The 24,781-nt window shown below is 50.1% G+C and carries 25 protein-coding genes; 9 read left to right on the forward strand and 16 right to left on the reverse strand.

Annotation, left to right across the window (positions count from 1 at the left end; all coding sequences use genetic code 11):
- Positions 1–90: 90 nt before the first annotated feature.
- From MHI42_RS13210 to ilvB, 4 genes are all read right to left on the reverse strand, one after another.
- The gene (locus MHI42_RS13210; RefSeq protein WP_039301498.1) at positions 91–1,632 is read right to left on the reverse strand and encodes a 2-isopropylmalate synthase; all 1,542 of its coding nucleotides are present in this window, start codon (positions 1,630–1,632) and stop codon (positions 91–93) included.
- A gap of 105 nt (positions 1,633–1,737) precedes the next feature.
- Positions 1,738–2,730, reverse strand: coding sequence for a ketol-acid reductoisomerase (gene ilvC / locus MHI42_RS13215; protein WP_039301500.1), 993 nt, complete (start codon positions 2,728–2,730; stop codon positions 1,738–1,740).
- A gap of 182 nt (positions 2,731–2,912) precedes the next feature.
- On the reverse strand, positions 2,913–3,392 hold the full coding sequence (gene ilvN, locus MHI42_RS13220; protein ID WP_039301592.1) for an acetolactate synthase small subunit: 480 nt from the start codon (positions 3,390–3,392) through the stop codon (positions 2,913–2,915).
- Positions 3,393–3,397: 5 nt separating this feature from the next.
- Positions 3,398–5,149: a biosynthetic-type acetolactate synthase large subunit gene (ilvB, locus tag MHI42_RS13225; protein WP_342424088.1), complete on the reverse strand. Its 1,752-nt coding sequence runs from the start codon at positions 5,147–5,149 to the stop codon at positions 3,398–3,400.
- Between the two features lie 621 nt (positions 5,150–5,770).
- On the opposite strand from ilvB, the gene MHI42_RS13230 reads away from it, so the two are divergent.
- Positions 5,771–6,217 carry a GNAT family N-acetyltransferase gene (locus MHI42_RS13230; RefSeq protein ID WP_039301506.1) on the forward strand — a complete coding sequence of 149 codons (447 nt, stop codon included), beginning with the start codon at positions 5,771–5,773 and terminating at the stop codon, positions 6,215–6,217.
- A 22-nt stretch (positions 6,218–6,239) separates the two neighbouring features.
- On the opposite strand, the gene MHI42_RS13235 is transcribed toward MHI42_RS13230, so the two are convergent.
- From MHI42_RS13235 to MHI42_RS13255, 5 genes are all read right to left on the reverse strand, one after another.
- Positions 6,240–6,593: a hypothetical protein gene (locus MHI42_RS13235; RefSeq protein WP_342424089.1), complete on the reverse strand. Its 354-nt coding sequence runs from the start codon at positions 6,591–6,593 to the stop codon at positions 6,240–6,242.
- Between the two features lie 174 nt (positions 6,594–6,767).
- Complete coding sequence (locus MHI42_RS13240; RefSeq protein ID WP_171717612.1) at positions 6,768–7,718, reverse strand: ABC transporter permease; 951 nt, start codon at positions 7,716–7,718, stop codon at positions 6,768–6,770.
- Positions 7,719–8,795 (reverse strand): ABC transporter permease, encoded by a 1,077-nt coding sequence (locus MHI42_RS13245; protein WP_039301514.1) that lies wholly within the window; start codon positions 8,793–8,795, stop codon positions 7,719–7,721.
- Positions 8,788–10,326 carry an ABC transporter ATP-binding protein gene (locus MHI42_RS13250; RefSeq protein WP_171717613.1) on the reverse strand — a complete coding sequence of 513 codons (1,539 nt, stop codon included), beginning with the start codon at positions 10,324–10,326 and terminating at the stop codon, positions 8,788–8,790. Before MHI42_RS13250 ends, MHI42_RS13245 begins: the two co-directional genes overlap by 8 nt.
- A 178-nt stretch (positions 10,327–10,504) precedes the next feature.
- Positions 10,505–11,584, reverse strand: a complete 1,080-nt coding sequence (locus MHI42_RS13255) for a BMP family ABC transporter substrate-binding protein (protein ID WP_171717614.1) — start codon at positions 11,582–11,584, stop codon at positions 10,505–10,507.
- Between the two features lie 305 nt (positions 11,585–11,889).
- Here MHI42_RS13255 and MHI42_RS13260 point away from each other — a divergent pair, with 305 nt between their 5' ends.
- Positions 11,890–12,432 carry an acyl-CoA thioesterase gene (locus MHI42_RS13260; protein ID WP_039301523.1) on the forward strand — a complete coding sequence of 181 codons (543 nt, stop codon included), beginning with the start codon at positions 11,890–11,892 and terminating at the stop codon, positions 12,430–12,432.
- Between the two features lie 118 nt (positions 12,433–12,550).
- Here the strand turns inward: MHI42_RS13260 and rplT are convergent, their stop codons facing one another.
- From rplT to MHI42_RS13280, 4 genes are all read right to left on the reverse strand, one after another.
- Positions 12,551–12,910 (reverse strand): 50S ribosomal protein L20, encoded by a 360-nt coding sequence (gene rplT / locus MHI42_RS13265; protein WP_036649386.1) that lies wholly within the window; start codon positions 12,908–12,910, stop codon positions 12,551–12,553.
- A 31-nt stretch (positions 12,911–12,941) separates the two neighbouring features.
- Positions 12,942–13,142 (reverse strand): 50S ribosomal protein L35, encoded by a 201-nt coding sequence (gene rpmI / locus MHI42_RS13270; RefSeq protein ID WP_036696104.1) that lies wholly within the window; start codon positions 13,140–13,142, stop codon positions 12,942–12,944.
- A gap of 57 nt (positions 13,143–13,199) precedes the next feature.
- The gene (infC, locus tag MHI42_RS13275) at positions 13,200–13,697 is read right to left on the reverse strand and encodes a translation initiation factor IF-3 (RefSeq protein WP_039301536.1); all 498 of its coding nucleotides are present in this window, start codon (positions 13,695–13,697) and stop codon (positions 13,200–13,202) included.
- A gap of 287 nt (positions 13,698–13,984) precedes the next feature.
- A complete protein-coding gene (locus MHI42_RS13280; protein WP_042134481.1) occupies positions 13,985–15,223 on the reverse strand; it encodes a glycosyltransferase family 2 protein in 1,239 nt (412 codons plus the stop codon).
- 410 nt (positions 15,224–15,633) lie between these two features.
- Between MHI42_RS13280 and MHI42_RS13285 the strand changes: the two genes are divergently transcribed.
- Both MHI42_RS13285 and MHI42_RS13290 read left to right on the forward strand, forming a co-directional pair.
- A complete protein-coding gene (locus MHI42_RS13285) occupies positions 15,634–16,161 on the forward strand; it encodes a phosphatase PAP2 family protein (protein WP_342424090.1) in 528 nt (175 codons plus the stop codon).
- Positions 16,162–16,216: 55 nt separating this feature from the next.
- A complete protein-coding gene (locus tag MHI42_RS13290; RefSeq protein WP_171717617.1) occupies positions 16,217–17,332 on the forward strand; it encodes a glycosyltransferase in 1,116 nt (371 codons plus the stop codon).
- A 133-nt stretch (positions 17,333–17,465) separates the two neighbouring features.
- On the opposite strand, the gene trmB is transcribed toward MHI42_RS13290, so the two are convergent.
- Positions 17,466–18,182 (reverse strand): tRNA (guanosine(46)-N7)-methyltransferase TrmB, encoded by a 717-nt coding sequence (trmB, locus tag MHI42_RS13295; protein WP_042134479.1) that lies wholly within the window; start codon positions 18,180–18,182, stop codon positions 17,466–17,468.
- A gap of 230 nt (positions 18,183–18,412) precedes the next feature.
- Positions 18,413–18,595 carry a hypothetical protein gene (locus MHI42_RS13300; protein ID WP_039301551.1) on the reverse strand — a complete coding sequence of 61 codons (183 nt, stop codon included), beginning with the start codon at positions 18,593–18,595 and terminating at the stop codon, positions 18,413–18,415.
- A 244-nt stretch (positions 18,596–18,839) separates the two neighbouring features.
- On the opposite strand from MHI42_RS13300, the gene MHI42_RS13305 reads away from it, so the two are divergent.
- The 5 genes from MHI42_RS13305 to MHI42_RS13325 all read left to right on the forward strand — a co-directional run bounded on the left by MHI42_RS13305 (position 18,840) and on the right by MHI42_RS13325 (position 23,159).
- Positions 18,840–19,796, forward strand: coding sequence for a TIGR01212 family radical SAM protein (locus MHI42_RS13305; protein ID WP_342424091.1), 957 nt, complete (start codon positions 18,840–18,842; stop codon positions 19,794–19,796).
- Positions 19,796–20,401: a class I SAM-dependent methyltransferase gene (locus MHI42_RS13310; RefSeq protein ID WP_342424092.1), complete on the forward strand. Its 606-nt coding sequence runs from the start codon at positions 19,796–19,798 to the stop codon at positions 20,399–20,401. The genes MHI42_RS13305 and MHI42_RS13310 overlap by 1 nt, the downstream gene beginning before the upstream one ends.
- Positions 20,402–20,827 (forward strand): VOC family protein, encoded by a 426-nt coding sequence (locus MHI42_RS13315; RefSeq protein WP_342424093.1) that lies wholly within the window; start codon positions 20,402–20,404, stop codon positions 20,825–20,827.
- Between the two features lie 312 nt (positions 20,828–21,139).
- On the forward strand, positions 21,140–22,108 hold the full coding sequence (locus MHI42_RS13320; protein WP_342424094.1) for a type I phosphomannose isomerase catalytic subunit: 969 nt from the start codon (positions 21,140–21,142) through the stop codon (positions 22,106–22,108).
- A gap of 88 nt (positions 22,109–22,196) precedes the next feature.
- Positions 22,197–23,159 carry an alpha/beta hydrolase gene (locus tag MHI42_RS13325; protein WP_342424095.1) on the forward strand — a complete coding sequence of 321 codons (963 nt, stop codon included), beginning with the start codon at positions 22,197–22,199 and terminating at the stop codon, positions 23,157–23,159.
- A gap of 718 nt (positions 23,160–23,877) precedes the next feature.
- Here the strand turns inward: MHI42_RS13325 and MHI42_RS13330 are convergent.
- Entirely contained in the window at positions 23,878–24,741 is an 864-nt protein-coding gene (locus MHI42_RS13330; RefSeq protein ID WP_342424096.1) for a hypothetical protein, read from the reverse strand.
- Positions 24,742–24,781 lie beyond the last annotated feature (40 nt).

The following is a 24,781-nucleotide window of genomic DNA, read 5'->3' on the forward strand; positions in this document are numbered from 1 at the left end:
CAAAAAAGCCATTGGGCCAGCAGAATGTTCTGCTGGCCCAATGGCCTAAACTCAGGTTTTACTTTAGTGGAAAGCTTCTATATATACCGTTTACAGGCTGGCTTGGTCGGCCGGGAGCAGCGTCTTACGCTTCTCAATAAGCTTGTTCAGTGCATCCAGATAGGCTCTGGCACTCGCTTCCAGGATATCGGTACTGAGTCCGCGGCCCTGCGCTGCGATCTCGCCTTGGGACAGCACAACATGAACCTCACCCTGTGCGTCTTTACCTCTGCTGACTGCCTTAATCGAATAGTCGCCCAAGGTGACTTCCTCACCAGTAGCCTGATCAATGGCGTTATAGATCGCGTCTACGGAACCATTACCCTCGGCAACTGCCACAATCGGCTGCGGCTCCTGCCCGTTAATAATAACTTTGGCCGTTGGCGTAGCTTCATTACCATAAGTCACATATATTGTCTGCAGACTGAAGGTCTCCGGTGTATCGATCAGCTTCTCTTCCAGAAGAGCCAGAATATCCTCATCCGAAACTTCCTTCTTCTTGTCCGCCAGATCCTTGAACTTGGCAAAAGCGGCATTCAGCTCTTCCTCCGGGACGTCATAGCCCAGATCACTGAGCTTGTCGCGGAAGGCATGGCGTCCGGAGTGCTTGCCGAGCACCAGCTTGCTCTCTTTGAGTCCGATCGTTTCAGGCGTCATGATCTCGTAGGTGGTTTTCTCCTTCAGCATGCCATCCTGATGAATACCGGATTCATGCGCGAAGGCGTTGGCCCCGACGATGGCTTTATTCCCGGGCACTACCATCCCGGTCAGCTTGCTGACCAAGCGGCTGGTACGGGATATTTCCGACAGGACCAGTGAAGTTTTGGCGTCAAAAAATTCGCTGCGGGTCTCCAGCGCCAGCGCTACCTCTTCAATAGCTGTATTTCCTGCCCGTTCGCCAATGCCGTTAATGGTGCCTTCGATCTGATCCGCACCATTCTGAATGGCAGCAAGCGTATTGGCGGTAGCCATCCCCAGATCATTATGACAATGTGCACTGAGCTGTACCCGTTCGATATCCGGCACCGTATCCTTCAGGAATTTGAAAATCGCTCCGTATTCCGAAGGATTCAAATAGCCCACAGTATCAGGGATGTTCACCACATTGGCTCCTTCACGGATCGCCATCGACACCATTTCAGCCATGAAGTCACGTTCTGTCCGGCCGGCATCCTCCAAAGAGAACTCCAGCTTAGGGAAATATTTCTTGGCATAACGGATAGCCGACTGCGCAGTTTCCAGTACCTGTGCTTTATCCATACGGAGCTTGTGCTGGCGGTGAATCGGTGATGTAGCAAGGAAAATATGAATACAAGGATCCTGTGCTCCCTGCAGCGCTTCCTTAACCGCATCGATATCACTCTCTCTGGAACGGGAGAGGCCAATCAAAGTGACGTTCTTCACGGCTCTGGCCACTGCGTTAACCGCAGCCAGATCTCCGGGCGATGCCGCAGGGAATCCGGCTTCCATCCGGTCAATTCCCAGCTTCTCCAGCTGATAGGCGATTTCCACCTTCTCGCGCGTGTTGAGGTTCACACCCGGTGACTGCTCTCCGTCACGCAGCGTCGTGTCGAACACATATATTTTCCGCATGCTGAGCACCTCCTGCAAATTGTCCATAAATCCCCAAATGCGGCTCGCAAAATTACGGCCGCATCTGAGAATCACCTATGGTTCATGTAGTCTTAAGTATATGTCCTATTTCTTAATCCAGTGCATCATTTCACGCAGCTGGCTTCCTACCACTTCTACCGGATGAGCGGCTTCGTTGCGGCGGGTAGCTGTCAGGAAGGCACGGCCGGATTGGTTCTCAAGGATAAAGTCGCGGGCGAATTTACCTTGTTGAATATCGGACAGCACTTCTTTCATTGCTTTTTTGGTTTCATCCGTGATGATGCGTGGTCCGGTTACATAATCACCGTATTCAGCTGTGTTACTGATGGAATCGCGCATAGTGGCAAGTCCGCCTTCATACACCAGGTCCACGATCAATTTCATTTCATGCAGACACTCGAAGTAAGCCATCTCAGGAGCATAACCGGCTTCTGTCAGTGTTTCGAATCCGGCTTTGATCAGTGCAGATACACCGCCGCAGAGTACAGCTTGTTCACCGAACAAATCTGTTTCTGTTTCTTCGCGGAAGGAAGTTTCGATAACTCCTGCACGGGTACAGCCGATACCTTTGGCATATGCTAGTCCGATCGCCTTGGCATTACCGGTTGCGTCCTGTTCGATGGCGATCAGGCCGGGAACTCCGAAGCCTTCAACATAAGTACGGCGAACCATGTGGCCCGGGGACTTAGGTGCTACCAGCAGCACGTCTGCATCCTTAGGAGCAACGATTTGACCAAAATGTACGTTAAAGCCGTGGGAGAACATCAGAGCCGCGCCGTTCTTCAGGTTCGGTTCAATTTCATTCTTATATACGGATGCCTGTGTTTCGTCCGGCATGAGAATCTGCACTACATCTGCACGGGATACTGCTTCTGCTACAGACAATACTTCAAAACCGTCATTCTTGGCAGTTTCAAAAGATTTGCCTTCACGCAGGCCGATGACAACCTGAAGTCCACTGTCACGCAAGTTCTGTGCCTGAGCATGCCCTTGGCTTCCGTACCCGATTACTGCAATTGTCTTTCCTTTTAATACGCTAAGTTCTGCATCCTGTTCATAGTACGTTGTAACTGCCATTGTCAATATCCTCCTTTAATTTGGACCCATCGTAAAGAGCGGGTGCTTCAAGAGCGCGGTGCTTCCTTAACTATGCATTGGCGTGCTCCTCAAGCCCCCGCTCTTTCGCGGGAAAGCCTAACCATATCTTAATAAATTAATGCAAGCAAGCAGTAATTCGTTAAAGCTGTAAATTGTGACGATCACGCATTACCGCGGATCATCGCCGTTACCCCTGTTCGTGACAGTTCCTTAATGCCATAAGGCTTCAGCAGCTCAATCATAGCATCAATTTTCTGGGTCTCTCCAACTACCTGTACTAGTAAGCTTGTTGTTCCGATATCCACTACCGAGGCCCGGAAGGTTTCGACAACACCCATAATCTCAGGCCGTTCAGCCGGATCAGCCTTGACCTTAATCAACGCCAGCTCACGGGCAACCATGGGCTTGGAGCCAAGATCAATAACCTTGATGACATCGATCAGCTTGTAGAGCTGCTTCTCAATCTGCTCAAGCGTATGCTGGTCTCCAAGAGTAACGATAACCATCCTTGACAGCCCAATCTCTTCAGACTGGCCTACAGTTATACTCTCAATATTGAACCCCCGGCGGCCGAATAGTCCGGATACCCGCTGCAGCACACCTGGCTGGTCATTTACAAGCACGGAAATCGTATGTCTCATCACCGCTATTCATCCCCCATCAGCATTTGATCAATGGTTGACCCTTGGGTTACCATCGGGTAGACATTCTCGTCTTTAGGGACAACGAATTCTACCAGGACGGGTCCAGGTGTTTCCAGGGCTTCTTTCCACGCAGCTCCGGCTTCCTCTTTATTCGTAGCCCGCAGACCCTTAACTCCGTAAGCTTCAGCCAATTTCACAAAATCCGGACTGCCGGCAAGATCGGTATAGCTGTAACGCTTCTCATAGATGAGATTCTGCCATTGCCGGACCATTCCCAGTACCTGATTGTTGATTACAACGATTTTGACCGGAATCTTATTAATAGCACAAATCGCAAGTTCCTGTGAACACATCTGCATGCCGCCGTCACCATTAATGGAGACTACCAGCCGCTCCGGATGTGCCATTTGCGCTCCGATTGCCGCAGGGAAGCCGAAGCCCATTGTACCAAGACCACCCGAAGTAATCCATGCGCGCGGGTGATTGAATTTGTAATATTGTGCAGCCCACATCTGGTGCTGTCCTACGTCAGTAGTAACAATTGCCTCGCCTTTAGTGGTGTCATTAATCATTTGAATTACCCATTGCGGTTTCAGCTCTGACTCTGAATCTTTATAACGCAGCGGCTGATCCAGCTTCCACTGGGCGATTTGCGTTCTCCAGGCATCCGCATTCGCGGCCCGCTTAACATCAGGAATCAGCATTTCCAGCACGGTTTTGACATCGCCAACGATTGGAATATCAGGCGATACATTCTTGCCGATCTCCGCCGGATCGATGTCGATATGAACAATCTTGGCTTTGGGAGCGAAACCATCCAGCTTACCGGTTACACGGTCATCAAACCGGGCACCGATATTAATCAGCAGATCGCATTGTTGAATCGCATTGTTCGCTGTATAGGTACCATGCATGCCCGGCATTCCCATCCACAGATCCTCCGCACTCGGATAACAGCCCAGACCCAGCAGTGTTGTAGTAATAGGAATTTCTGTAAGCTTCACGAATTCATACATCGCTTCATGCGCTCCGGAGTAAATGACCCCGCCGCCTGCAATAATGATCGGACGCTCTGCAGCAGCAATGGCCTTCACCAGCTTATCAAGCTGAAGCTTGTTTGGCACAGTGCGCGGGTTGTAGCCGCGAAGGTTAACGCCTTGCTGCTGAACCGGCGTGAACAATGTCTTAGCAGCAGATACATCCTTCGGAATATCAATCAGTACCGGACCCTTGCGTCCCGTATTCGCGATATGGAAGGCCTCATGAATAATTCGCGGCAGGTCTTCAACATCCCGTACCAGATAGCTGTGCTTCGTAATCGGCATCGTTATACCGGTAATATCCGCTTCCTGAAAAGCATCTGTGCCAATCAGGCTGGAGAATACGTTCCCGGTGATTACCACCAGCGGAACAGAGTCCATGAATGCAGTAGCAATTCCTGTTACCAGATTAGTTGCCCCCGGGCCTGAAGTGGCGATACATACGCCTGCTTTGCCGCTCGCTCTGGCATATCCGTCAGCTGCATGAATCGCTCCCTGCTCATGGCGTGTCAGAATATGTTTGAAATCATCGAATCCATAAAGAGCATCATAGATATAGAGTACAGCCCCGCCCGGATATCCGAATACAGTATCCACACCTTCCAGTACTAGACTGCGCAGCAGGACTTCGGAACCTGTAATCACCTCAGGATTTTTCCATTTCTCACGTAACTGCTCTATAGACCGCACTTCTTCCGGTAATTGCGCGCTCATCAGTATTCCTCCCTTCGATTGTTCACATTCATTATTCAAATGACAGGACGTCTTTTATACAACATTTAATATTGACGAACAGGCTGTAAATCCTCCCTATTCAACAAAAAAACCTCTCGCCTCCCACGCGCAGAATAAGCGCGTGAGGGACGAAAGGTTTAGCTTCCGTGGTACCACCCATGTTTGCATTACATCTCACGATGAAATGCCTTATCAGGATACAAAAATCCATCGATGTAGGCAGGGCCCAAATCTCTGTAACCTGAAGTCCCTAACGCGGACCAAACGATTCCCCCTAATAATTCCACCGCTCTTGCTGATGGACCTTTCAGGGAAACAGCTCCGAGGTGAGCTCGTATATAAGGGATTTTGGTGGAGGTTGCAGCAATTCCTCTCACTCTCTGAACAAAAGAGCCCTTAAAACTTCGTCCTCTTCATCGCCGATACATGTATGTTCGTTAAAATGTTTAGACACATTATATGATTTCCTCACACGGTAAGTCAATACCCATCTTGCGGATATATATTAAATTCTTCACAAAATGTTGTTCTACCCTTACCGGAACGCCCACACCAAGCAGGGCATATGATGTACGACAATGCGTGGAAAGGGGGCATTATATGATTCGTTACCGCAGACCCAAGCAGGATGACACCGTCATTTTTGACTTGATTGAAAAGCAGCTTGTCCCGCTATCCCATCTTCCACAGACGATTATCAATCAGGTCAGAAAAGATCTGCCCCGCCGCCTGGGGCAAGGCGTTACTCTCGTGGCTTGTCCTGACTATGAGAGTGATCCGCTGGGGTTCGTACACTTTATGCTGCATGGAGATTTGTTATATATCGATATGCTCGCCATTGCGCCTAATGCAAGGCGTAGGCGTTACGGGAATATGCTGATGGATAGAGCGGAGCGGTTTGCATTATCACGTGCATGCCGGCGGGCAAAGGTCTCTGTGGATACCGGGAATACAGCCGGTCTTGCCTTTTATGAAAAACTGGGCTACAGCGTAGCCCGTTATCAACCGCAAAACTACTGTTATGAGCTTGAAAAACAGTTTATCTGATGAACTCAGGCAGCTCTACAGCTTAAAAGAATCCAATAGGTGGAACACCATAACCGGGACCAGGACCATAACCGCCGTAAGGACCGGGAACAGGCCCTGGGCCATAGCCATAACCGCCTCCATAAGGGGCACCGCCATAGCCATAGCCTCCACCGCCATAGCCATATGGAGCCGTACCTATAGCCAGCAAATCAAACAATACAAGTGGAATCAATGCTTTGGTTTGTACTTTTTTACCACTGATACGCTGTAGAACAAGACGGTTGCCCGAAACACGGATTAACTTGCCCATCAGCTTGGAGCCGTCTTTTTTTACTGCAACGATATTTTTACCCACCAGCTTCATGACTTGTTTTTTCGTAACCGGCTGTGCCATAATATCCCTCCTAATGAGTTTCTTAAGCAGTCTATTCGCCTCGGCTGGTATTTGCCTGTACATCTGTCCTGTCCGAATCATGAAGGAGCAGCATCACCGCTAATAAAAAAACGCATTTCCGGATAACCGGAAATGCGCTCTGCAACGAAAAAGAATTAAACAGGAGATACCGACCTAGCGTTTGCCCGGATCGTATGGTTCCCCCAAAGCCTTAGGTGCCGAAGAACGTCCGACTGCACTGACCAGTACGATGATGGTTAGTACATAAGGAATCATGAAAATGAATTCCTGCGGAATGCTCTTGGACCATTCAAACAATTGCACATAGTTACGGATGGCCTGGGACAGACCGAAGAATACGGCTGCTCCGAAAGCACCCAGCGGATTCCATTTCCCGAAGATCATCGCCGCAATGGCAATGAAGCCTTGTCCGGAAATGGTATTGTGAGCAAACGTACCGGTAGTCGTCAAAGTAATTGTAGCTCCGCCGATACCAGCCAGCAGGCCGCTCAGCATTACGCCAATATATCTCATCTTGTTTACATTTACACCCAGTGTGTCAGCTGCACTCGGATGTTCACCGACTGCACGCAGACGGAGTCCAAACGGAGTTTTGAACAGGACGAAATAAATAACAACTACTAATATAATCGCTAAGTAGGTCGTTGGATAGGAATTAAATATCCCTTCTCCGATCACTGGTATCTTGGAAAGTCCGGGAATGGATACTTTGCTAAAACCGTCGATCAGCGGAGTTTCACCGGATCCGTCGAAGATTAGCTTAACCATGTACAATGTACTGCCTGCGGCAAGGAAGTTGATGACCGTACCACTTATCGTCTGGTCGGCCTTGAAGGTTATCGAAGCCACCGCATGAATCAGTGAACCAATCACACCCACAGCCATGGCACTAAGCACACCAACCCATGGCGCCCATTCACCCATTCCTGCTTCCTGAGCGTAGTACCCGCCCACTGCTGCAGCAAATGCACCAAACATCATCAAGCCTTCAAGTCCGATGTTGACGACACCGGATCGTTCAGAGAAGATGCCGCCAAGGGCGGCAAATATAAGCGCCGTGGAAAAAACAAGCGTTGTATTGAGCAGTTGGCCTAAGACTTCCATCTATAACACCTTCTCTTTCTTGCGCTTGAAGTAAAACGGTTTGAGCACCCAGCGTACAATGCCTTGCGCAGCAATGAAGAAAATAATTGAACCGATGACAATACGGATCAGCTCCGGAGGTACATCTGCACCAAAGCTCATCCCTGCAGAACCGTACGTAAGCGTACCGTATAGAATAGCAGCGAGAATGACGCCGAGCGGATGAGTCAGCCCGAGCAGAGCCACAGCGATACCGTCGAATCCATAACCAGGTGATGCCGCGAATACCGATTGATAATGGAAGACACCCAGTACCTCACCAGCTCCCGCCAATCCGGCGAACACACCACTGATGAACATCGCTTTGATCACATTGCGTCCTACATTCATACCTGCATATTCTGCAGCATGCGGGTTCAAACCTACCGCACGCATTTCGTAACCTTGCTTGGTTTTCCACAAATAGACATAGAAGAATGTAGCTGCTGCAAGGGCAATAACCGTTCCCCAATGCAGACGGGCATTGTCGAATGTGGAGAACAGGAAGGTCATCGACAGCGATGCCGGATTATCTTCCGAACGGTTCTGTCCTTGTAAGAGCAGGAAGGTCCGGACAATATAGTTCGACAGGAAGAGCGCAATCCAGTTCAACATGATCGTAGTAATAACTTCGTTGATTCCGCGTTTGGCCTTCAGGTAACCGGCAATCCCCGCCCAAAGTCCGCCGCATACACCCGCTGCAATCACCGCAAGTGGTACAAGCAGGAATGCAGGCAATACGCCGCCAAGCTTGATGCCGACTACTGAAGCAGCCGTCATACCGATCATTACCTGGCCATCGGCGCCAATGTTAAACATCCCCGAACGGAAAGCAAAGGCTACCGCGAGACCTGTGAACATTAGCGGAGTCATCTCGCGCACAGCTTCACCGAAATCGTATGGACTGCCGAATACGCGTTTGAATAACGCCGAGTAGGCTGCAACCGGATCGTATCCGCCAATCAGCATAACGATAGCGCCGACCAGGAAACCCAACAGAATCGCAATAAGCGGAATAATGTAGGTGTCTGTAGCGAATATTTTTTTGATTCTAGACATCCGCGTGGCCTCCCCGCTTCAAGCTGCCCGCCATCATCAGACCCAGTTCCTGGTCATTCGTATCCTGCGGGAATACTTCTCCAACAATCTGCCCTTCGTAGATAACGGCAATTCTGTCAGATACATTCATAATTTCGTCCAGTTCAAAAGAGATCAGCAATACGGCTTTGCCCTGGTCACGCTGGGCAATCAGCTGCTTCTGAACAAATTCAATCGCTCCGACATCAAGGCCGCGTGTAGGCTGTGCTGCAATCAGGAGCGTCGGATTTTTGTCTATTTCCCGCGCAATAATCGCTTTCTGTTGATTACCGCCGGATAATGACCGGGCTTTGTTCTCAATTGAAGGCGTACGCACATCGAATTGCTTCACCAGATCCTCTGCATGCTGGTTGATAACATCCTTATTTAAGAATCCGTTCTGATTGTACGGGCTCTTATAATACGTTTCCAGCACCATATTCTCACTTACAGTGAAATCAAGTACCAGCCCATGCTTGTGCCGGTCTTCCGGGATATGGGAGACATTCATTTCAGACACTTTACGCGGAGAGAGGTTGGCAATTTCCTTGCCCGAAACGGTAATTGAACCGGAATCGATCTTGCGCAAACCGGTAATCGCCTGAATAAGCTCGCTTTGTCCGTTGCCGTCGACTCCTGCAATCCCCAGAATCTCGCCCGCTTTCACTTCAAAGCTGAGGCCGTTCAGCACAGGGACCCCATCCTTGCTTTTACTTCTGACATCAGACAGCTTCAGGATGCCTTCACCAATATGTGCAGGCTGCTTGTCTACTTTAAAGGTAACACCGCGTCCGACCATTTTTTCGGCCAGCTCGTTCGGATTCGTTCCGGAGGTCTTAACGGTATCAATTACCTTGCCCCGCCGGATAATGGTTACGCGGTCGGAAATCTGCATAATTTCTTTCAGCTTATGGGTAATAAGTATGATGGACTTGCCTTCGGCAACGAGCCGCTTCATAATCGCCATCAGTTCAGTAATTTCCTGGGGCGTAAGTACAGCGGTAGGCTCGTCGAATATAAGTATATCCGCTCCGCGGTACAGGGTTTTCATAATTTCTACCCGTTGCTGCATGCCTACCGAAATGTCATGAATTTTGGCATTTGGATTGACTTGAAGACCGTACTGCTCCGATAGCTTACGAACCTGCTCCGCAGCGGATTTATAGTCGATTTTAAGACCTTTTTTCGGTTCCATGCCAAGAACAATGTTCTCGGTTACCGTAAAAGGCTCTACTAGCTTGAAATGTTGGTGAACCATACCAATGCCAAGCTCAATAGCCTTATTGGGGTTATCGATAATAACCGGTTTCCCGTCGATTTCGATGCTGCCTTCATCGGGCTGGTACAGTCCGAATACGATATTCATCAAGGTTGATTTGCCTGCCCCATTCTCACCAAGCAGTGCATGTATCTCGCCTTTTTCCAGCGTCAGACTGATAGCGTCATTCGCGACAATACCGGGAAAGCGTTTTGTGATTTGCTTCAACTCTACGACAGGAGCCGCAGCACTCATGGTATCACCCTCATCACAGAATATATAATACTGCCTTATAGACACGGCTGTACCGCCCTATGCAGGACGGTACCGCTGTGTATACCTATAACAAATGTTGTAACAGAGAACAAGGCCAGCTCAAGTAACCGGCCTTGTTTCTTGATATGGTTAAATCCAGTAAAGGTGAGGCAAAGAATTACTCGGCAGGAACAGTGATTGTTCCATCGATGATTTGTTTGCTGTACTCGTCAACTTTAGCCAGGATTTCTGCAGAAACGTTAGCTTTGGATGTTTCAGGAAGGCCTACGCCGTTGTCTTTCAGACTAAGAACAGTTGTAGTGCCGCCTTTGAATGTTCCGTCAACCACTTGCTGGGAAACTTTCTTAACCGCTTCGTCAACACGTTTGATCATGGAAGTCAAAGTTACGTCATCGCCAAATTCCAGGGATTGGTCTTTGTCTACGCCGATAACCCATACTTTAGTACCGCCAGCTTTGTTGCGGGATTTAGCTTCATTGAATACGCCGTTACCTGTAGCGCCGGCAGCCGGGAAGATGATGTCATTGCCTGCATCATACAGGGTAGCAGCCAGGGATTTACCAGTATCAGGCTTGTCATAAGCACCTGCATAAGTAATTGTTACATTCGCAGTAGGGTTAACTGCCAATACGCCGGCTTTGAAGCCAACTTCGAAACGTTTGATAACCGGGCTTTCCATACCGCCGATGAAGCCTACTTTGTTAGTTTTGGTTGTCAGACCTGCAACAACACCTACCAGGAAGGATCCTTCGTTCTCAGCAAATGTCACAGATTCAACGTTAGGAGCTTCTACTACGCTGTCGATGATTGCCAGGTTAGCAGTCGGGTTCTCATTAGCAACCTTCAGCACTGCATCGCCAAGGTCAAAACCGATACCCCAAGTCAGATCATAGCCGCCTTTAACGAATTGGTTAAGGTTTGGCTCATAGTCTGCATTGGATTTACTTTGCAGGTATTTGATTTCAGCGCCAGATTCTGTTTCCAGAGCCTGCAGGGCTTCCCAAGCGGATTGGTTAAAGGATTTGTCATTAACGCCGCCCACGTCAGTTACGAGACCGAGTTTGACAGCCTTAGGAGCCTCAGTTGCTGCTGGTGCTTCTGTTGCTGCTGCATCTGTGGTTGGTGCAGTAGTTGCTGCTCCAGCATTGGTGTTTGCGTTGTTATTGTTTCCGCATCCTGCCAAAATAACAGTGAATGCCATAACCATAACTAAAGATAGTTGGTAAAACTTCTTCATCGAATGTGATCCCCCTTAGAAAATTGGATGTCTTCTGTGTTCTGCTTGGACATACCATTAGAACAAATTATACCTGCAAAAAAAGCTAAAATCCAGTCTATTAATGACCTCAGGTCAATAATAATTTGCATTTTTCAACAAGAAACCGCTTACCATGACATGGCATGTAACCGCTATGTATGGTAGGTGTCAGGAAACCTCGAAATTCATCTTGTGATACCCGCGCATTAACGTTATTATTGCACAGTGATGGCTTTTCTATTATCATGAATGTTTACATATTGTTTGCAAAGGGAGTTACTGAAATGGATCAAGAAAACAAACCTCAAGTTGTTCCGGCCTCTAAATACTGCCACGAATCCCGCGTATTCAAAACCGGCCGTGTCTTTCCGAATGATGTTAACAACCACAAAACATTGTTCGGCGGCAAACTGATGAGCACAATTGATGAAGTCGCCTCCATCTCGGCTATGCGCCACTGCCGTACGAATGTGGTAACCGCCTCCGCTGACTCTGTAGACTTCCTTCTGCCGATCAGGCCAACTGATTCCGTCTGCTTCGAATCCTTCGTCTCCTGGACGGGACGCACCAGCATCGAGGTATTCGTCAAAATCATCTCGGAGAACCTCTATACAGGTGAACGCGCTGTTGCAGCTACATCGTTCCTTACCTTCGTTGCAGTCCATGAAGATGGCACTCCATCCCCTGTTCCGGCCATCATTGCCGAGACTGAGGAAGAGAAGCTGATCTGCCAATCGGCCAACGAGCGTTCTGAGCTGCGCAAGATCAGACGCGCCAGCAGCAAGAAGCTGGCTTCACAGCTTAGCACAACAAAGTACTGGGAATAGCACTCTCCGGAATTCTGTTCCTTCAATATAGCAGGGAGCAGCAGCTCAGCCTTACGGCACAAAAAAGCACCGTCACGCGGGACATCCCGCAGGCGGTGCTTTTCGGTTTATATCATTCTTACGCGTTGATCTTCTCTTTGGCAACTACAGCCAGGGAGTTGAATGCGTTCAGATCGTTCACTGCCAGATCAGCCAGCATCTTACGGTTCACTTCTACGCCAGCCAATTTCAGGCCGTATACAAGCTTGCTATAGGAAAGACCGTTCAAACGCGCTGCTGCGTTGATACGAACGATCCACAGTCTGCGGAAGTTACGTTTAGTCTGACGACGGTCACGGTAAGCGTAAACCATCGATTTCATTACTTGCTCTTTAGCTGTTTTGAAAATGCGGTGCTTGGAACCGAAGTAACCTTTTGCCAGTTTCAATACTTTTTTATGTCTACGACGAACTACAAATCCGCCTTTAACTCTTGCCATATTAATAAACCTCCCAAAAATGTGTAATTAACTATTTCAAGTTAGCAAGTCCTTGTTTCAAACGTCTTACATCCCCAGGGGCCATTACTGGATTGCCGTTCAATACGCGTTTTGCGCGTTTCGATTTGTGGGACAGCAAGTGGTTCTTGTGAGCTTTGTAACGCAATACTTTACCAGTTCCAGTGATCTTAAAGCGGCCTTTCAGGCTGCTATGTGTTTTCATTTTAGGCATGGTGTTTCCTCCTTGAATATTATGCGGCGCCAAATTGCTGTGCAAGTGACTCCAGGATTATTGGGCTTTAGGAGCCAAAATCATAATCATGCTGCGGCCTTCCAGCTTAGGCTGGCGCTCAACAACAGAAATATCTTCCACTTCGTTCTTCACACGCTCCAGGATCTTCTGGCCGATACTCGCATGGGTAATCTCACGTCCGCGGAAACGAACGGAGCACTTCACTTTATCGCCTTCGCCCAGGAACTTGATAACATTGCGGAACTTGGTCTGATAATCATGTTCTTCAATGTTAGCACGGAACCAGACTTCCTTGATGTCCACGATCTTCTGGTTCTTGCGCGCTTCCTTCTCTTTCTTCTGCGTTTCATAACGGAACTTGCCGTAATCCATGATGCGGCATACCGGCGGTTTCGCCTGCGGTGCTACATTGACTAAATCAAGATTAAGATCGATCGCCATCTGCAACGCCTCGCGGATCGGTTTGATCCCGATTTGTTCACCTTCTGCTCCAACCAGCCGGACCTCTTTGGCCCGAATTTCATCATTGATCATATGTTCCTTACTGATAATACTCCACCTCCGGATCTTCTTGTAATGCGGTTCTCCATAAAAAAGGGATGCCGGTAACTCCCCGACACCCCGTTTGATCAACGTTCATGAATTATAACCATTCATAAAGCATTGAGATCAAAACCAGCCGGCAATTTAGCCGTTCAGGTGAGAAGCCGGTGCTTCTGCTTGCAATCCCTATGTTTTGCATACTTGAATACTATACAACACTGAGCGAACAGTGTCAATATCTTCCCCAAAAAATACTTAGATAACAATCAGGCATTATACTACACTTGCTTGCTCTGCACTTCCTCAAGCCGCACCACACGCGTGTGCTTGGTATGGCTCCATTGCTTGTTGTTCTGCGTGAAGAACGCGTAGAACGTAATGGGGTACCACGAGAGCAGATAAACCGGGAAGGCCAGGAGGTACAGGTATACCTTCTTGAACTTCACCTTCTCCAGCGCCATGGCCAGCAGGAAGGTCAGAATATTGGCGCCAATGGCAAAGTAGCTCAGCCAGAGCGGCAAATGACCGTAAATATTAGCAATATGCGGACCATCGAACATGGAGTTGTCGATCCACATTACCGCCGTCATCAGGAACGTCAGCAGCACAATGTAGACGTTCGCTCCATAGAGCGCCAAGTCAAACTTCGTCAGGCTGCGTTCTTTGATGCTCTGCCACAGCAAAGGGAAGAAATAACGGCGGGCGACTGTGAAATGCCCCTGCATCCACCGCAGACGCTGTCTGGAGGAAGCCTTGAACGTAAGCGGCTTCTCATCGAAGACTTTGGCATCATAGTTGAATCTTGGATACACACCCTTAGAAGCGCTGCGCATGGTGAATTCCAAATCCTCCACCAGACTTGTGGCCCCCCAGCCCATCTCTTTGAGCAGGTTCGTCTCGAAGCACATGCCTGTTCCGCCGAGGAAGTTGGCCATATTCAGATTATGGCGCGACAGCTGCCAGAGCCGGTTGATGTACCAGTAGGATACGCCATAAGCAGCGGTAATCCATGAATCCTCCGGATTCTTGGTATCGATATAACCTTGAATTACACGGCCGCCTGAGCATAGATCATTATTCATTTCGGTCAGGAATTCGGTATGCGCGAGGTTGTCGGCATCAAACATCACGACAGCATCATACTGGCGGGGCAGCGCCCACAGCTCCTTGAGCATCCACTCGATAGCATAACCTTTTCCGCGAAGATTCGTGTTGGTCCGTACACAGGCATTCATGCCGTGCTCCCGTACGATGGCTGCTGTATTATCCGTACAGTTATCGCAGATGACAAATACATCGTACAGTTCCTGGGGATAATTAAGCTGCTTCAGATTTTCCATTAACGCGCCGACTACTTCTTCCTCGTTGTGCGCGGCAACCAGTACGGCAAATGACTTTTGCGGCGCATACTTAACCTTGTTCTTTTTCTTGTGCAGTCCAAACAGTGAGAATGCAAACTGATAAACTGCAATTGCCGCCAAGATCACTTGGAGCGTAACAAACAATGCGTCTGTCATGATCTTTTGATGCCCCCTTTTTCCAAGTCTAGATGTTCTCTTTCTCTCTCAGGCTTGTTAACGTTCTTTCTGACCCTTTTGTTGCATCCCTTACAGCAGACAAGAATTATCCCTTTTTCTCGGGCAGGCTTCCGAATTGTTTATTAGCCCCGTTCCTAAGATATGAACATGGTATCCGGATCATGGCCGAATCCTTATTTCTCTGTTACCTTATAAACGGGATCTTCCTGCTTGAATCATTGTAGACGCATTGGGGTACACAAGTCAAAACTGGCATTTTTCGAGTGATTCCGAGCTTTTTCTTGAAATGGACTGCCTTAAAAAAGTATGATAAAGACAGCTTCAGCTCTTGGAACCTGCTGCTTAAGCTGCGCCAAATATCTTTAGCCGGACTAACGGAGGGACAAGATATGAGACCTTTTTTCAAGAAACTGCATCTCTTGGAGCGGCTTCTCTTTCAATGGATTAACGGACGGCTGCACAACCGTTTTCTGAACTTCTGGCTCTGGTACCTCACTCATCTCGGAGGAGCTACAAGCGCCATCGGTATCAATGTTCTGATCTGGGCACTGTGTCCACAGCCATGGAGAACTATAGGACTGCAGGCACTGACCGCACTGGCTGTAAGCCATCTGCCCGTTGCCGTTGCCAAAAAGCTCTATCCGCGCATGCGGCCTTATCTGGCGCTGCCGGGCACCAATACGTTTCATAATCCGCTTAAGGATCATTCTTTTCCTTCAGGCCATACTACAGCTATCTTCGCCTCTACGGTTCCTTATATGATGGCTTACCCTGCCCTGACCTATATCTTGCTTCCGCTCGCCTGCACGGTCGGCTTCTCCCGGATCTATCTCGGGCTGCATTATCCGTCCGATGTCATCGCTGGTGCGGTAATCGGCTCCGGTGTTGCTGCAGGCACGCTTGCGCTATGGGTCTGACGCCCTCCCGGCCGCCGGACCCCTGAATACGACTAAAGAACAGGTGAACTATACATTGCGCAAAAAAAGAGTATTATTGCTGTCGGAAGGTTTCGGCGCAGGGCATACCCAGGCAGCATACGCGCTGTCGAGCAGCCTGCGCAAATTGTCGCCTGATGTGCAGACGAAGGTGCTGGAGCTCGGAAGCTTCCTCAATCCCAAGATGGCGCCGATCATTGTCTCTGCCTACCGCAAGACGGTGATCTCCCAGCCCCGGCTGATGGGCTATGTGTACCGGCACCAAAAATCATTCAATCGTCTTACCACACTTGCCCTGCACCGCATATTTTATACGCATACGCAAAATATTGTGAAGCAGCTGAAGCCGGACATCATCGTCTGCACTCATTTCATTCCAGGCGCTGTGGTTTCCCGGCTGAAACGGCTGGACCCGTCGCTGAAAGCGCCGCTGATCACAGTCATTACCGATTACGATGCCCATGCCAGCTGGATTAGTCCTGAAGTGGACCGTTATCTGGTCTCTACACCGGAGGTCAAGGCCAAGCTCCGCCGCCGCAGTGTTGCTGCCGCCAAGATCCGGGTAACCGGTATGCCGGTACATCCCGATTTCTGGGAGCATCCCGGCCGGGAAGAGATCCAGAAGCAGTTCAGCCTCATGAACATGCCTACAGTCATGGTCATGGGCGGCGGCTGGGGCATGATGAACGATGAGGTGGTGAACGAGGCCCTCGCCGGCTGGCGGGAGAAGGTGCAGCTTGTGTTCTGCCTCGGACAGAACGACAAGCTGCTGCGCGGAATGCAGGAAGACCCGCGCTACTGCCACCCCAACATCAAGCTGCTGGGCTTCACCCGTGAAGTTGATAAGCTCATGGAGGTCTCGGACCTGCTGGTCACCAAGCCCGGCGGAATGACCTGCAGCGAAGGATTGGCCAAGGGCATCCCCATGCTCTTCCATTCACCGCTGCCGGGGCAGGAAGAAGAAAACTGCCGTTATTTCACGGCAGCCGGCTTCGGGGAACCGATAAGCTCCCTCGATGTGGTCGACCGTTGGATGGAACGGCTGCTGGGCGACTACGGGGATGTGCGGGCCAAACGCAAAGCCCATCTGGAGGAGATTTCCCGGTTCAACCCGCTGCAAAGCGCCCAGAGCATCATTGACATGCTGGAATAGCCCCCGGATTCTTATAGAACAACGGGACCTAAGGCATACACCTTCTTATATTGGATGATAAACGGCAAATGGCAGCCCAGGGAAGATTCCCCGGACTGCCATTTGCACTATACAGCTAATAATGTCGAAAGGACTACAGGCGGTATTTGTCCAGCCGGGAGGCCTGATACTGCTTCAGCGCCTCTTCCCCGACAATGGCCTCGCATCGCTGAATGTTCACACCGCGTCCGTAAAATTTGGTTTCATATTCCGTCATGACATGCTCTTCATTGATCACGCCGCCTTCATGCAGATCAAGGGAGATGTTCTTCATCTGCAGACCATAGTCGGCAAAAGCATTCAGGGAGAATTCAAACAGGCTGCGGGAATCCGTCTTCAGGTGGATTTCGCCAAGCGGACTAAGCAGCCCGCGGTATTTGTCGAGAAAACGCGGATGCGTCAGACGCCGGCGGGCATGCTTGCTCTTCGGCCACGGATCGCTGAAATTCAGGTAGATCCGCTCCAGTTCACCCGGAGCAAATACTTCCTCCGCATAATCGATATTGGCCAGTGCCACTCTGACGTTGGGCGGCGTCTCTTCCCCTGCCGGCTCCCACACATTTCTGGCCTTCTCGGCTGCACGCCGGACCAGTTCATCGTACATATCAACGCCGATAAAATTGATACCGGGATATTTGAAGCTCATCTGGCTGATGAACTGCCCCTTGCCCATTCCGAACTCCACATGAATCGGATGATCATTGCCGAACAGCTCCGACCAACGGCCCTTCAGGCTGCGTGGATCAAGGATGACCAGGTCAGTCTGCTCCTCAAGGCTTTCACGTATTCCTTTTCTTCCGCGTAAACGCATTAGGTATTCCTCCGCTTATCTCTTATTGCATTATCTGTGAATAGGATAACTGCCACTTGCAATATTGTGCCGAACTTGCCGTCAAAAGTAAAGGGATTTAAGCAGGAAGCTGAAAATATCCCTGCAAAAATTCAAAAAAAAGGATTCCCCGTCCAGCCTGAAAAAGGCCGGTTGGAAAATCCCTTTTTGTTGTATTTGGAATTGGGGTCCACTTTTCAACAGTACATAGTCTACCTTGCCGGAGCGTTAAAATCAAATGTCTTCTCGAAGGCACTGCGGATCTTGCGCTGCGCTTCGGTCTTAATCTTGTGGTTACCGTTAAATTCCACACCTGTCAGGGCAAGGGCCTCATCGGGAGTCAGCTGCACATCAATCGAACCTTTATTATCGGGAAACACCGTTGGAGAATTCATCGTTATCACCTCTATGGTTTATTATGGACCGGACGACACGAAATTATGAATTCAAAAATGTGATTGTGGTTGCTGCAGCGGCTTTTTTACACTTTAAATATAACATAATGTGTAAGCATTTACAAGCGAAATCCCGGCTGTTTCCTGCCTATTTCTAGCCTTTTTCCGCCGGATTTCCGGGAGTAATTGTTACGCTCTTCTTTGATTTTTGATACAATGGGAAGGTTAATGAAAGGAGCTGCACATGTCTAATCTTCTACAGACCTCCTCTCCGCTTCTGTGGGGGGATAAACGGTTCCATACCTGGAACTATGAAATGCGTGATCAGATGGATACCAAGGTGTTCAAGGTCATGCTCGATGCCGGCTTCACCTGTCCAAACCGTGACGGTTCCATCGCCAAAGGAGGCTGCACTTTCTGCAGCGCCAGAGGGTCTGGTGATTTCGCCGGAAGCCGCCGCGATGATCTGGTTACCCAGTTCAACAATGTACGTGACCGCCAGCACTTGAAATGGCCAAACGCCAAATATATCGGCTATTTCCAGGCCTACACTAATACGTACGCTCCCGTTGAGGAGCTAAGGGAATATTATGAGGTTATCCTGCAGCAACCGGGTGTGGTCGGCCTCGCCATTGCTACCCGGCCGGACTGCCTGCCCGATGATGTGGTCGAATACCTTGCTGATCTGAACAAGCGCACCTATCTGTGGGTGGAGATGGGTCTTCAGACCATCCACCAGTCCACCTCCGATCTGATTAACCGGGCGCATGATACAGCCTGTTATACCGAAGCCGTTGCGAAGCTCAGACATCACGGTATCCGGGTCTGTACCCATATCATTCACGGGCTTCCGCAGGAAACGCACGAGATGATGCTGGAGACTGTATCTGCTGTTGCCAACATGGGCGTGCAGGGGATCAAAATCCACCTGCTTCACCTCATGCGCAAAACGCCGATGGTGAAGCAGTACGAAGCCGGCCTGCTGCGCTTCCTGGAGCAGGATGAGTATGTGAAGCTGATTGCCGACTCGCTGGAGATTCTGCCGCCGGACATGATTGTCCACCGCCTGACCGGCGATGCTCCGCGCGATGCCCTGGTCGGCCCGATGTGGAGCCTGAAGAAGTGGGAAGTTCTGAATGCCATTGACCACGAGCTGATTGCCCGTGATACCTGGCAGGGTAAGTATTGGAGGAAGGGCTAATGGGCTTCATGTCCGTCCTTAGCTTTGCTCATAAATTAACCGCCGAGCGGCTCGCCCCCGGCGGACGGGCCATTGACGCCACCGTGGGCACAGGTAGCGACACCCTGTTCCTCGCCAAGGCGGCGGGGCCGCGCGGCGGGGTCTACGGCTTCGACATCCAGCACGCGGCGCTGGCTCTTGCCGGAGAGCGCCTGCGGCTGGCCCGGGAGGAAGCGCCTGCTGCGCTGGCTCCCGTGACCCTGCTGCAGCGGAGCCATGCAGCAATGGCTGAAGCCGTTCCGCAGGATTGGCGCGGAACGGTCTCGGCGGTGATGTTCAACCTCGGCTATCTGCCCGCGGGCGATGCCGACAAGACCATCATCACCGAGCCGGAGAGCACGCTGGCCGCGCTGGAGGCGGCGCTGCTGCTGCTGCGCCCGGGCGGGATCATCACGGCCGTGCTGTATCCCGGCCACGAAGGCGGCGGCCGTGAAGCTGCCGCCGTGGAAGCCTGGGCCGCCGGACTGGCCCAGCCGGACGCGCAATCCATCGTGTACCGCCAGCTGCAGCGCGATTCCGCCCCGTATGTAGTAGCTGTAGAGAAGAAAAAAGGAGCTGATCACTAAATGGCAGTAACCAAAATGGAGCATGTCGGCATTAAAGTGGACATTCTTGAGCGTTCACTGCAATTTTACCAGGAGGTCATCGGCTTGACGCTTCAGGGTATTCTGGGCCAGCCTGGAGATGAAGTGCGTCTCGCCTTTCTCAGCTTCCCCGGACAGGCCAGTGTTGAGATTGAACTGATTGAACGGGCATTCGAGGGTCTGCCGCAGGAAGGACGGGTAAGCCATACCGCCTTCACAGTCGATGACATTGAGGCAGAGCACAGAAGACTTGCCGGACTCGGCATCCCGGCACTGACCGGTATTTCTGAGCTCGCGAACGGCAGCCGCTATTTCTTCTTCGAGGGACCGGACAGCGAGAAGCTTGAGTTCTTCCAGCCGGCGCACAGTCCTACAAATCCTGCACGAAATACAACATTTTCTTCATAAATAGCGATTCCCATCCAAATTGTTGTGCAAAAGGCAGCATTTCTCCTCCTGCAAGTATTTTAGCGGCAAAATTCTTGTATTTTGTACAACAATGCTGCCAATCACCCTGGTATCGCTCAATCAATGTTGTAATAAGTACAACATAACTATGATGCTGCCAATAATGTGTGAGCTTAAGCGTGTCACATATGATCCGGCTTGGCTGACCAGCGTCTGACCCGCGTTTGACCGGTTACTTATTGGGTTATAGTCCGATGTACCGTTTAAATATTAAGTCTTAAACATTCTATAATCAGGAAGGAAGATGTTGTAATGACAAAACCATATCCTCTGAAATTTCAGCCGGAGTTCAAAGAACGTGTCTGGGGAGGCCGTGCGCTGGAGAAATTCGGCCTGGAGCTGCCGGAAGGCCATATCGGCGAAGGCTGGATGATCGCTGACCACCCGAACGGAACCTCTTCTGTAGTGAACGGCGAGCTCGCCGGACTAGGTCTGGATGCCATCCGTGCGCAGTTCGGACATGAATGGTTCGGCAGCAAGGGCATTACCGAAGACGGCGGAAGATTCCCGCTGCTGATCAAGCTGCTCGATTGCAATGACAATCTTTCCGTGCAGGTACACCCTACTGATGATTACGCCGGATTACCCAAGGGCGAACTGGGCAAAACAGAAATGTGGTACGTGCTGGATGCCAAGCCGGGCGCCAAAATCATCTACGGTCTGAAAGAAGGCGTAACCCGCGAAGTTCTGCAGGATGCACTTGAGAACGGGACCGTTATGGACAGCCTGCAGGAAGTGACTGTAGCGGCAGGAGATTCTTTCTATATTCCCGCAGGCACCGTTCACGCCTTGTGTGCAGGTGTCGTTGTAGCCGAAATCCAGCAGAACTCCGACACTACATACCGGATTTACGATTACGACCGTCCAGGCCTGGACGGCAAGCCGCGCGAGCTGCATATTGAGGATTCCCTGAATGTTACTGCCTATGAAGGTGCAGGCGCGACCTCGATGAAGACAGACGGTGCAGTGGCCGGTGAATGGCTGCAAATCGCCTCCTCCCCTTATTTCATCGTTGAAAAAGGTGTGGTCTCCGGTGAATGGCAGCTCGCCACCACAGACGACAGCTTCACTATTCTGGTGATTTGCGAAGGCAGCGGTCACCTGATCTGGGAAGACGGCTCCCAGCCTTATGCAGCAGGCGAATGCTACCTGCTCCCGTCCAGCCTCGGCGCCTACAGCATCGAAGGCATGTCCACGGTTCTCCGCTCTTATCTGCCGTAAGCAACCATAACTGGTATACCGGGCAGATTTATTTTAACGAAGTACTCTTACGCTAGGATTGCTGAATATAACTTTCAGGAGGACGGCGATGACAGAGAACACCTTTACGATGACGGATCCACTAGGTGTCAAAATCCATGTCTATGAATGGCTGCCGGAAGCTGGAGCTGACGTCAGAGGGATCGTGCAGATCTCTCACGGCATGTGTGAAACGGCTGCGCGTTATGCCCGTTTTGCGTCCGCGCTCACCGCAGCCGGTTATGCGGTGTACGCCAATGACCACCGGGGCCATGGCCTCACCGCCGGCCAAGTCAATCTGCTAGGCGATACCGGGGAGAACGGTTTCTACTGGATGCGCCGCAATCTGCTGCAGCTTGCGGAAATCGCCTGCTCCCGGCATCAGCATGTGCCGATTTACCTGTTCGCCCATAGCATGGGCTCCTTCCTGGCCCAGAAGCTGATGTGCGAAGAAGGTAACGAAATCTACAGCGGCTTCATTCTCAGCGGTACCAACGGTCCGCGGAGCATGCTGCGGCTGGCAGAATCGCTGTCGGCAATGCAGCTAAGGCTGCAGGGAGACCACCATCGCAGCGTATTGTTGAACGGCATTGTCTTTGGCGCTTATAACCGTGCCTTCTCTCCTGTCAGGACCGCCTTTGACTGGCTTAGCAGAGACCCGGTGGAGGTGGACCACTTCATCTCCGACCCGTTCTGCGGGGCGATCTGCACTACCCGCTTCTTCCGGGATTTCTTCCATATGCTGCGGGAGCTTCATACCAGGGCCACCCTGCGGACCTTGTGCAGAGATAAACCTGTCTATCTGTTCGCCGGGGAGAAAGACCCCGTGGGGATGAACGGTCAAGGGGTGAAACGTCTGGCCGAACTGTACCGCGGGCAGGGAATACAGGATGTAGAGTGCAAGCTGTACCCTGAAGGCAGGCATGAGATGCTGAACGAGGTCAACCGGGATGAGGTCACCGCCAATGTGCTGGACTGGCTTGCCCGCCACCTCCCTGCCGGCTCCATGCGGCTTCAGCCTACGGCGAATTAGCTTCAATGGAGCTTTGACTCTGGTGCCCTGGCTGACCATTCGTGTAACCTGCAGGGAAAATGCTGAGAAATGTCAGTAGCTTAAATCGGTATGTATCCAAATAAAACGAGGCACCCCGCACCTGACGGAGTGCCTCGTTTTCGGTTATGCTGCCAAAGTTCTGCTGCTGCCCAGGGTGCCTCCACCTGATTGACATTACAGCAGCAACTATTGCTGTATTTTCTGCAGGATCCCCGCGGGATTGCGCATCCCGGTATGAGATGCCCGCTCAAGCTCTAACTGTAAAATGTACAACTAAAACGATCTTTTTCTGCGCAGAAAGAGTTTTAATTGCACTCTATACACTTATAAAATGCTCCTATGCCATAAAAGCGCACTATTCTCTAATTTAATTGTACAGAATACAGTTATCCCTGCTCATCCGGCTTTTCGCCGTATTTTAACTGCACGAAATACAATTATCTGCTAGACTCTCTGCTTGAGAACGGTATCGGTCATCCCTGATTGGACTTTCTGCAATAGATTTTGCATTAGCCTACGCTAAAACCAGTTCTGTTGTATTTTATACCATTGATCTCCAGATATCTGCTCAAAATTACCCATTCTACAGAATTCTACTGTACAAAGTGCAATAGACATAGTTTCAGGTCAGACCCCAACCTATGATTTTCAAGGTCTTCACGAGTCTGATGACTAATATTCTTAAGTTAAGCCTGTACTAAACAGATTCTTTTTCCGGGCCGAAATGTTCTGATAATATCTTCACTAAAACCTCTCTGTACGCATCTAAATCATATGATGAGTTGTTAACTTTTGTCTTAGCCATATTTAAGCCGTTAAAGATCCTTTCTTCCAGTCCCCTTCTTGCCTTAAGCACCTTCAGAGTTCCTTCCAAACCGGTGTAACCCTGTTTTTTGCCAAACCCTTGTTTGGTGTAATAGTCAATAAACCCGTCTGACCATTCCCGGGGTCTTTCTTCAACAGCCTTGCCGAAGGAGTAATCAAGATCGTTCTGGTCAACGTATATCAGAAGCGGATTCAGCGTTTCTACAATGGCTGCCAGTTCAATAACATAACTTGTGACGTCTTCCTTGGCGGCATCAAGTTTGATCATTCCCATGGTTACAGGATTCTGTATGAAGCAACAATCGAAAATATAAAGGTCTGCGTCATTTAAGGCACTCTCCGCAAACTGCTTCCATTTTGCCGTAATCAGTTCCCTGTTTCGGTCTAGCGGCAATTCATACACATCATGCTTCACCAAAGTATCCAGCATTTCTTTTGGAATACTTGAACCGTGTTCATTGATTAGTTTCCGGTATTCCACGAAATAACTATTTCCTTGATTCCATGTATATGGGCTTAATAAATCCCTAAACTCCTCATAGGCGCTCAATAGATCATCGTATTCAACTTCATCTAGACAAGCGACTCCATCATAATCAGCAGGATGATCCAAATTTCCTTCAAGGAATAGCCTGGCCTTAAGATTTCTCTCCGTAAGAATTTCATGCACCAGCTGAGCCGTGGTTGATTTCCCGGAGCCCGGTAAACCCTCGATTAAGATCAATTTAGTTTGCATATAGTAGTTCCTCCATTCATTTTTAGGAGGATAGGCAGGT

The organism is Paenibacillus sp. FSL E2-0178 (assembly GCF_038593005.1).
GTDB lineage: Bacteria > Bacillota > Bacilli > Paenibacillales > Paenibacillaceae > Paenibacillus_AQ > Paenibacillus_AQ phytohabitans.